Annotated in this window: 10 protein-coding genes; 7 read left to right on the plus strand and 3 right to left on the minus strand. The window is 36.5% G+C overall.

Translation table 11 applies throughout. From position 1 onward, the window contains the following. Window positions 1-15: 15 nt before the first annotated feature. Both H6W53_RS14040 and H6W53_RS14045 read left to right on the plus strand, forming a co-directional pair. Window positions 16-768, plus strand: a complete 753-nt coding sequence (locus H6W53_RS14040) for a glycine-rich domain-containing protein (RefSeq protein ID WP_185207679.1) — start codon at window positions 16-18, stop codon at window positions 766-768. Window positions 769-784: 16 nt separating this feature from the next. Beyond that, window positions 785-1135: a hypothetical protein gene (locus tag H6W53_RS14045; RefSeq protein WP_185207681.1), complete on the plus strand. Its 351-nt coding sequence runs from the start codon at window positions 785-787 to the stop codon at window positions 1133-1135. Between the two features lie 72 nt (window positions 1136-1207). Here the strand turns inward: H6W53_RS14045 and mnmA are convergent, their stop codons facing one another. Next, complete coding sequence (mnmA, locus tag H6W53_RS14050) at window positions 1208-2395, minus strand: tRNA 2-thiouridine(34) synthase MnmA (protein ID WP_185207682.1); 1188 nt, start codon at window positions 2393-2395, stop codon at window positions 1208-1210. 117 nt (window positions 2396-2512) lie between these two features. Here mnmA and H6W53_RS14055 point away from each other — a divergent pair, with 117 nt between their 5' ends. After that, window positions 2513-3040, plus strand: a complete 528-nt coding sequence (locus H6W53_RS14055; RefSeq protein WP_185207684.1) for a hypothetical protein — start codon at window positions 2513-2515, stop codon at window positions 3038-3040. Here the strand turns inward: H6W53_RS14055 and H6W53_RS14060 are convergent. Continuing rightward, window positions 3037-3987, minus strand: coding sequence for a Gfo/Idh/MocA family protein (locus tag H6W53_RS14060; RefSeq protein WP_185207686.1), 951 nt, complete (start codon window positions 3985-3987; stop codon window positions 3037-3039). The two genes, H6W53_RS14055 and H6W53_RS14060, sit on opposite strands and share 4 nt — an antisense overlap. Before the next feature lie 136 nt (window positions 3988-4123). Beyond that, window positions 4124-6655, minus strand: a complete 2532-nt coding sequence (locus tag H6W53_RS14065; protein WP_076391020.1) for an ATP-dependent Clp protease ATP-binding subunit — start codon at window positions 6653-6655, stop codon at window positions 4124-4126. Window positions 6656-6807: 152 nt separating this feature from the next. Between H6W53_RS14065 and H6W53_RS21535 the strand changes: the two genes are divergently transcribed. From H6W53_RS21535 to H6W53_RS14080, 4 genes are all read left to right on the plus strand, one after another. Beyond that, complete coding sequence (locus tag H6W53_RS21535; RefSeq protein WP_108409427.1) at window positions 6808-7032, plus strand: uroporphyrinogen decarboxylase; 225 nt, start codon at window positions 6808-6810, stop codon at window positions 7030-7032. Then, the gene (locus tag H6W53_RS14070; RefSeq protein ID WP_185207688.1) at window positions 7032-8126 is read left to right on the plus strand and encodes a glycosyltransferase; all 1095 of its coding nucleotides are present in this window, start codon (window positions 7032-7034) and stop codon (window positions 8124-8126) included. Before H6W53_RS21535 ends, H6W53_RS14070 begins: the two co-directional genes overlap by 1 nt. Window positions 8127-8401: 275 nt before the next feature. Continuing rightward, window positions 8402-8821 carry a SufE family protein gene (locus H6W53_RS14075; protein WP_185207705.1) on the plus strand — a complete coding sequence of 140 codons (420 nt, stop codon included), beginning with the start codon at window positions 8402-8404 and terminating at the stop codon, window positions 8819-8821. A gap of 3 nt (window positions 8822-8824) precedes the next feature. After that, entirely contained in the window at window positions 8825-9811 is a 987-nt protein-coding gene (locus tag H6W53_RS14080) for a glycosyltransferase family 9 protein (protein ID WP_317169751.1), read from the plus strand. Window positions 9812-9925: the final 114 nt, after the last annotated feature.

Below are 9925 nucleotides of genomic sequence, written 5' to 3' on the forward strand. Positions count from 1 at the left end.
TTAAAAGTTAAAACAATGGAAACAAAAATGGTATTACAAAACGATCCTCTCTGGAACAGGCTTCAGGAATTCTCATTGGATGAATCTGCTGCCAATTTTCCTTTCTCAAAGAAACTGGCAAAAGAAGAAAACTGGACAGAAACATTTACCCGAAAAGCAATTGATGAATACAAAAAATTCGTCTACCTCTGCTGTAAACTTCCAAATGGTGCTTCGCCAAGCGAAATTATAGACAAAGTATGGCATATGCATCTCATTTACACACAAAACTACTGGGAAGAATTCTGTCCCGAAGTTTTGCAGCAGAAACTGCATCATCAACCATCACAAGGCGGAGAAAACGAAAATGAAAAACATAAAAGCTGGTTTGCGGAAACTTTAGAAAATTATGAGAAAATATTTGAGCAGGAACCGCCGAAAGATATCTGGAAACCGACTCAAATTCCTTCAAAAAAGAGAAAAATATCGCCTTTTGTTAAAATTTTTATTTTTTTAAGCAGTTCTTTGGTGATCTATTCCTGTACGGAAAACAATAACGGAGGTTGGGGAATATTCCTGACTCTTATTTTCGTCTTCGTGCTGATTGTAATGATTATAAAAGCATTCAGTACAAATAACGAATCCAATAAAGACAACGGAAGTGATGGCGGCTTTTTCTACACCTGCAGAAGCGACAGTTCACACAGCGACGGAGGTTCCGGTTGCGGCAGTTCCTGCGGAAGCAGTTGTGGAAGCGGATGCGGTGGTTGCGGAGGTGGAGGAGATTAACCGAAATACAATACACATGAAAAAAATCCTTACCCACACAATTCCGGTGCTCATAAGTCTGATCTGGCTTATTGCAATCAACCATACTTTAGATCCGATTTCTTTGAAAGGACACTATTTTCTAAAATTCTATTTCATTCTCGTCCTTGGATTTTATGCCTCTGTTTTTGCGCTGAAATTTTTTGGAGAAACCATTTCGAGAACAACTTTTTACTTCCTGATTTCTATATTTCTATTGGGAGTGGTAAAATTAGCCAGAGGAATTTTCTTAGGAAAACCAATCGGCTATTTAATAATGATTTTAATATTGGAAATTATTGTATCTGTGTTTCTTAATTTGTTCTATTTAAACCATAAAATGAAATAGAAATTGATGTTTTTTCAAAAAAAAACCCGAAACTAAAAACGCTTCGGGATTATTATTTAGATAAGATTTATTTTAGGAAATAACTCCGCTTCCGATCAGCTCTTCGCCGATGTACCACGATGCAAACTGTCCTTCTGCAATGGCAGACTGCGGTTCTTCAAATTCCACATAGAATCCTTCTTCAAACTGATATAAAGTTGCTTTCTGCAATGGCTGTCTGTATCTGAATCTTGCCATTGCTTCCATCGATTCTCCGTTTTTCAGTCTCAGATCTTCACGAACCCAGTGCAGTTCAGAATTATCAATTTTTAAGGCTCTTTTAAGCAGTCCTGGAAACTGATGTCCTTCTCCCACGAAAAGAATATTGTTTTCCATGTCTCTGGAGATGATAAAACAGCTTTCTTTATGTCCGCCGATTCCAAGTCCTTTACTTTGTCCGATCGTGAAAAACTGAGCTCCCTGATGTTTTCCGATAACTTTACCGTCTGTATTTTTGTAATTGATTTTTCGGCTGAGGTATTCCAATTCTTCCTGTTTTAACGAAAATTCAGGCATTTCTTCAGCAAAAAGGGGAGAATCTTTGAAAATTTCTACGATTTCGCCTTCTTTTGGAACCAATTGCTGCTGTAAGAATTGCGGTAAACTTACTTTTCCGATAAAACACAATCCCTGAGAATCTTTTTTATCTGCTGTTACCAAACCGATTTCTTTGGCAATTTCTCTAACCTGAGGTTTTGTAAGCTCTCCAATCGGAAATAATGCTTTGGACAACTGATCCTGACTTAACTGACATAAGAAGTAGGACTGGTCTTTATTGTTATCTTTTCCGGCAAGAAGATGGAAAATTTCCTTACCGTTTTCATCGATCGTTGAATCTACTCTTGCATAATGACCCGTTGCGACTTTATCTGCGCCCAGAGACATTGCCGTCTTCATAAAAACATCGAATTTTACTTCTCTGTTGCAGAGAACATCAGGATTCGGAGTTCTTCCTTTCTGATATTCGTCGAACATATAATCTACGATTCTTTCCTTGTACAGATCGCTCATATCAATCACCTGAAACGGAATTCCAAGTTTTTGAGCCACCATTAAGGCATCATTGCTGTCCTCGATCCACGGACATTCATCTTCCAGCGTTACCGAAGCATCGTTCCAGTTTCTCATAAACAAAGCCACCACTTCATGACCTTGCTGTTGCAGCAGATACGCTGTAACACTGGAATCCACTCCTCCGGATAATCCTACTACTACTTTCATGTTGTTTCAATTTTACGAAACTCTTAACGGGAGTTCTTAGTTTGACGCTGCAAAAATACAATTAAAAAGATTCGCAAAAAAGTGATAATTTTAGACATCGATAAAAACAATTTAAATATGAAAAAACTGATTATTTCTTTATGTGTTTCATGTTCAGGACTATTTTTTTCTCAGGTTGCTGTAAATGCTTCTCCTGAAAATAACAATCGCTGGACTTTCGGCGGCGGAATCGGCTTTAGTTTCGGAAGTAACAATTACTTTAATCTTTCAGCGGCTCCAAGAGTGGGTTACCGACTTACGGACGATCTTGAAGGCGGAGTTTTGGGAAGTGTTTCCTGGCAGAAATCAAATGCTTACAGTTCTACGATGTTCGGAGTTGGTCCTTTTCTGAATTATTATATTGCAAGAACGTTTTTCGTAAGTGCCAATTATCAGCATTACTTCATCAATTATAAAGACAAGTTTTATGATTTTAAAACCAATGCAGATGAAGATGCTCTTTATCTTGGCGGCGGGTATATGCAGAGAATTGGGAATAATTCTTATTTACAGCTTGGTTTGATGTATAATGTTTTATGGAAAGAAAATTCGAGTATTTTCTCAAGTGGTTTAGTTCCAAATATAGGATTTGTGGTGGGGCTTTAGGAATAAATTTTTTCCAGAAGATCAACCAGACCTAGACCGTCTTTCAGTAAAATAGCATTGTTTTTTTTCCCTCGCAAAGATTTGAAGATCTCCAGATACATTTCTTTAAGGTTTTCTTCATTGGAAGTGGATGGAATCTCAAATTTATCTGGGCAGTCAGCAATATGTTGGAACGTAATTTCATTGAAATACTGTCCTGATATTTTAAGAGTGCCTTTCTCTGCGATAATATTGAGCGAAGTCTCCTGATTTTTTTCAAAAACAGAAGTGGTGAAATTAACGGAGACTTTTGTTCCTGTTTTACCCTGAAGAACGAGTAGGGCAGTATCTTCAATTTCTGAGATATTAAAGTTTCTAAAAGAGGTTAAATCTCTGAAAAGAACGGCAAAATCGTCTTTGAAAACACAGCATAAAAGATCCAGAAGATGCGAAAACTGGGTATATAAAATGCCTCCGTCCATATTCTTTTTTCCCTTCCAGGAATCTTTAATGTAATACTGCTCACCTCTGTTCCAAAATGCATTGAGCTGAATATTATAGATCTTCCCTAGTTTTTTAGATTCTACAAGTTCGCTTAGAAATAAAGTTACAGACGAAAACCTGTTCTGCATAACCAGAAAAACACGGCAGTCATTTTGAAGCGCAGTTTCTCGAAGAACATAGGCTTGTTCAAGATTAAATACAAAGGGCTTTTCAATGAGTACATTATATCCATTTTCCAAAAGGATTTTAGTGTGCTGGAAATGAAGATAATTCGGTGTGGCAACCACAACCAGATCTGTCTCTAATTTTTCTTCCAGAAAATGCTCCAGAGACTGAAAATGAATATCAGAATTAGGTTCTGAATGTGAGTCTATTTCCGCATTAATACGAACGTTAGAAATCTGCTCTAAAATAGCTTTATGCTTTTTGCCCATAAAACCGGTTCCTAATATAGAAATATTCATATTTTTTAATTGAGCCGTAAAAATACTAAAAAGTTAAGATTTGCCGATAATTAAGAATATTGTTTTAAAAAATCAATAAAAAAGCATCGGAAATTTTTCCGATGCTTTTCTGTTATATTAAATTATTTACTTACGATTAAGAAGACTTCTCTGCGGCAGATTTCTTCGGCTTTGAAGTTTTCCCTGCCAAACCGTCTTTCGCTTCATTCAGATCAAGAACTACGGTTTCTCCTTCTGTTAATTGTTTGTTTACGAGCATTTCTGCCAATAAATCTTCAATGTATTTCTGGATCGCTCTTTTTAATGGTCTTGCTCCGAAATCTTTATCCCATCCTTTTTCAGAAATAAAGTCTTTTGCTTCTTCAGTCAGTTCCACTTTATATCCTAATTTTTCAAGTCTTGAATACAATTTGTTCAGTTCAAGATCAATGATTTTCTTGATGTCTTCTTTTTCAAGAGAATTAAAGATAACGATATCATCAATTCTGTTCAGGAATTCTGGTGAGAATGCTTTTTTAAGCGCATTTTCAATTGTACTTCTTGCTCTGGAATCCGTTGTTGATTTTTTCGCAGAAGTTCCGAATCCGACACCATCACCGAAATCTTTAAGATCTCTTGTACCGATGTTTGAAGTAAGAATGATAATCGTATTTCTGAAATCGATTTTTCTTCCTAAACTGTCTGTAACGTGACCTTCATCTAAGATTTGCAACAGGATATTGAATACATCAGGATGCGCTTTTTCAATCTCATCCAAAAGAACCACAGCATAAGGTTTTCTTCTTACCGCTTCTGTTAATTGTCCGCCTTCCTCATATCCAACGTATCCCGGAGGCGCACCTACCAATCTTGAAACGGCAAATTTCTCCATGTATTCACTCATATCGATTCTGATCAAAGATTCATCAGATTCGAAAAGTTCTCTTGCCATTACTTTAGCCAGCTCGGTTTTACCAACCCCTGTTGTTCCTAAGAAAATGAATGTACCGATCGGACGGTTCGGATCTTTAAGACCGGCTCTGTTTCTCTGAATTGCTTTCACAACTTTTTTCACCGCATCTTCCTGACCGATTACTTTTCCGTTCAGGTTTCCATCCATTCCGGCAAGTTTATCCAGTTCGTTTTTACCAACTTTGGTAACAGGAACACCGCTCATCATAGAAACTACTTCCGCTACATTTTCTTCTGTTACGGTTTCTTTTTTCTCTTTTACATCTTTGTCCCATTTATCCTGAGCAGAATTCAGTTCCATCTGAAGCCTTTCTTCTTCATCTTTCAGTTTTCTTGCTTCCAGATAGTCCTGAGCTTTTACAGCTTTTTGTTTTAATTCCTTGATTTCTTCAATTTTCTTTTCAAAATCAATGATTTCGGTAGGAACTTTCATGTTTTTAATATACACTCGTGATCCCGCTTCGTCCATCGCATCAATCGCTTTGTCTGGTAGAAAACGGTCTGTAATATATCTTGATGTAAGATTTACACACGCTGCAATTGCTTCAGGTGTATAAATTACATTGTGGTGCTCTTCGTATTTATCTTTGATCTGATTTAAAATCTGAACGGTTTCGTCAATAGAAGTAGGTTCCACCATTACTTTCTGGAATCTTCTTTCTAATGCGCCGTCCTTTTCAATGTACTGACGGTATTCATCCAGAGTAGTAGCTCCGATGCATTGAATTTCACCTCTTGCCAAAGCCGGTTTGAACATATTGGAAGCATCTAAGCTTCCTGTTGAACTACCCGCACCAACAATGGTGTGAAGCTCATCAATGAATAAGATCACGTCTCTGTTTTTCTCCAGCTCCGTCATGATCGCCTTCATTCTTTCTTCAAACTGACCACGGTATTTTGTTCCGGCAACTAAACTTGCAAGATCTAAAGTGATCACTCGTTTTCCGTAAAGGACTCTGGAAACTTTTTTCTGCTGAATTCTTAAAGCCAGACCTTCCGCGATGGCAGATTTACCAACTCCCGGTTCCCCGATTAGCAAAGGATTGTTTTTCTTTCTTCTTGAAAGGATCTGAGAAACTCTCTCAATTTCTTTTTCACGACCGATAACAGGATCTAATTTCCCGTCTCTTGCCAGAGAAGTTAAGTCTCTACCGAAGTTATCCAGTGTTGGTGTTTTACTTTTAGCAGAGCCTAAATTTCCTGTAGGCTTTCTCATTTGCTCAAAATCTTCTCTTTCGTCATCGTCGTCGTAAGCACTCATCTGTGGTGCCTGTCCGGAATTTTTAAGCATAGTCTGATATTCTTTTGAAACTCCTTCATAGTCGATGTCGTAAGCTCCTAATATGTTTGAAGTAGGGTCCTCATATTTGTAAAGAATGCCTAAAAGCAGATGAACGGTATTAATCTCATTGCTTTTGTATTGTCTGCATTCAAGCTCAGCACGTTTGATGGCATGATCTGCCATTTTCGTGAAAGAAATATTGGTAACCTCCTCAGAAATAGGATTTAGACTTGCTGTATTTAAAGTTTCAATTTTTCTTCTGATTTGTGTTAGATCCGCATTAAGGTTTTGAAGGATTTCTTTTGCAGAGTTTTCTGTTTTTATAATACCTAAAAGTAGATGTTCTGTATTAAGAAATTCACTTTTGAGCCTTTTCGCTTCGCTCTTGCTTTGTTTGAACACCTGGCTCAAACCTTGTGAAAACTTATAATCCATAATATATCTCATTAGAATAAAAGCAACATTGCCATTTATTCATTATCTAAATTACAAATATTTTACCAAAAAGCAATAAATGACTTTATGGCAGAAATAATTTTATTATCTTATTGAAAATGATTAAGTTTGTCTCCCCGAAATTTTTATTCATGAATTCTGATTTTGCAAGTTATATAGGATATTCTGCATCTGTTTTTATTGTATTGAGTTTCATCTTGAAAGATGTTAGAAAAATAAGGATCGTGAATATGATCGGCTGTATCTGTTTTGTCATTTACGGGATTTTCAGCGGCATGCTTTGGCCGGTTATTATTCCAAATGGACTCATCTGTTTTATTCAAATGTATTATCTAATATTTGATAAGAAAAATTAATGAAGAAGAAAATAATAACTTCAGCATTCAGCAATCTTTATACTGATCAGAGAATAGAGAAAGTATGTAAAACTCTTTTTGACAATGGATATAATATAGAACTAATTGGCAATGACTGGGGAGGAAACGAAAAGATGGAGCGTCCGTATCCTTTTGAGAGGATAAAAATAAAATCTAAGACTTTAAAAACGGCGTATTTTGAGTTCAATTGGAAGTTATATAAGGAATTAAAGAAAAAAGCTGACAAAAATACAATTCTTCATGCCAATGATATAGATGCGCTTCTGCCAAATTATCTTATTTCAAAAAAATTAAATATTCCTTTGGTTTTTGACAGTCATGAAATTTTTACAGAGATGCCCGCAATACAGAATAAGCTTTCGCAAAAGGTTTGGAGGGTATTGGAAAAAAGCATTGTGCCCAAAATTAAATTCATGATGACGGAGAGTGAAAGCTATGCCGAATGGTTTAAGGAAAAATATAAAGTAAATCCTATCGTTGTAAGAAATATTCCAAGAGAAATTATTTCTACTCCCGAAATTCCAGAAAATAATCCTAAAATAATTCTTTATCAGGGAGCTGTTAATCAATCCCGCGGAATTGATAAGGTTATTGTTGCCATGCACTCAATTGAGAATGCTGTTCTTAAAATTGCCGGTGACGGCCCTAAAAAGAAGGAGTATGAAAATCTTGTCATAAAGGAAAAGCTTCAGGATAAAGTTGTATTTCTTGGAAAACTAAAGCCGGAAAATCTCAGAGAAGTGACGAAAACAGCAGATACGGGATTCAGTCTTGAAGAAAATAATGGGGTAAGCTATTATTATTCTCTTCCCAATAAAGTCTGTGATTATATACAATCCAGAGTACCGTTGGTGATGATCAATTTCCCTGAAATGCTTCGTATAAAAAAGCAGTTTGATATAGGTGAAGTTGTTACAGATCATGATCCGGAGAAAATAGCTGCGGCTTTGAATAAAGTTCTTGAAAGGGGACGCCTAAACTATAAAACTGAGCTTGAAAAAGCGGCAAAAGTATTTTGTTGGGAAAACGAAGAAACCAAAATCTTACAGCTTTTTGAAAAAGCTTCTCTTTAGATAACTCTACTAAGTTTGTCATCCTACAAGGATCTAAGCTTGATTCTTTTGAGACGGTTTATTCATATTATTTTATGTTTTTTCAGAAAGATAAATTTATTTATGTCAAATATCTGATATGGATGACTGCAATTTTAGCCCCGATTGCCGCGACATCCTTTTTTTGTATGGGGATAAGAACGTGTAAAAAAGATACAGCAGAAAGCGGGAATAGCTTCAAATAAATTCAACATCTTTTTAATTTGGCTATCTTTGCAGAAAGAAATCAGTTTACAATGACTATTAAAGAAAAACAGCAGGAAATCATCGACGAATTTGCTTTTCTTGAAGACTGGGAGCAGAAATACGAATATATTATTGATCTTGGAAAAGAGCTGAAGGGGCTTTCTGATGACAAGAAGACAGAAGAAAACCTGATTAAAGGCTGTCAGAGTAAAGTTTGGATTGATGCTGAATTTAAAGAGGGAAAGCTGTTTTTTGAGGCAGATTCGGACGGGATTTTGCCGAAAGGTATTGTTTCGCTTCTGGTAAGCATTTACAGCGGTCACTCTACACAGGAAATTTTGGACTCTGATTTTGAGTTTATTTCTGAAATTGGTATGCAGGAGTTTCTTTCTCCTTCCAGAGCCAATGGTTTGATGGCAATGACGAAGCAGATTAAATTTTATGCAGTCGCATATCAACTGAAGTCTTAATCTGTGACCCGAATTTTAGCATACCGTTTTTCTGCTTTTGGGGATGTTGCGATGACAGCTCCCGTTTTCCGTGAGTTTCTGGAGCAAAATCCTGATGTGGAAATTGTGATGGTTTCCCGAAAAAATTTTGAAGCTTTATTTGCTGATATTCCGAACGTTATATTCAAAGGAGTTAATCTTGATGATTATAAGGGCATCTTCGGATTGAGGCGTCTTGCTAATGAATTGATTAAAGAGTTTCATCCGGATTTTATCGCGAATCTTCATGATGTAATCCGCACGAAGATTCTCGACAAAATTTACAGAAGAAAAGGGCTTAAAGTATTCAAAATCAATAAGGGAAAAGAAGAAAAAGAAGACCTCACGAATGTCTGGAATTTAAATAAAAACCAATTAAAAAAAACGGTAGAACGTTATGCAGATGTTTTTCGGGAAATGGGCTTTAGCGTTGAACTTTCCCATACATTAAGACCTCTTTCTATCGAGAAATCAGGAATAGGATTTGCGCCTTTCGCACAGCATCGCGGAAAAATGCTTCCTTTGGAAAAGTCTTTTGAGCTGGCGAAAATTTTAGCACAAAAACATACGATTTATTTTTTCGGAGGCGGAAAATCTGAAGCTGAAACACTGGAGCAGTGGGAGAGAGAAATCCCGAATACTCTCAGTTTAGCGGGAAAATTAAGCCTTCAGGAGGAGTTAAATAAAATTTCTACATTAGAATTAATGATCTCTATGGATTCTGCCAATATGCATCTGGCAAGTCTCATGGGAACGAGATGTGTTTCCGTATGGGGACAAACTCATCCTTTTGCAGGTTTTTTAGGATTTGGACAAAAGGAGGAAGATGTGGTTCAGGTGAAAGACCTTACCTGCAGACCTTGTTCTGTTTTTGGGGATAAAGAATGCTATCGTGGAGACTGGGCTTGTCTTGAGGAGTTGCATGTGCAGAAAATAGTGGAAAAGGGATCAGGCTCAAAAGCTGGGGAGTAATGTTAAGTAGTTTTATCTTTGTCTAATGCTAAACGAACAAGAATTACTAAAGTTTTTGCTTCCACCATACTTAGTGGATTATTTTGATATTGTGAAATTTGAAGAAAAAGAAGG

It is taken from the genome of Chryseobacterium sp. C3 (assembly GCF_014218905.1).
Taxonomy (GTDB): Bacteria; Bacteroidota; Bacteroidia; order Flavobacteriales; family Weeksellaceae; genus Chryseobacterium; species Chryseobacterium mucoviscidosis.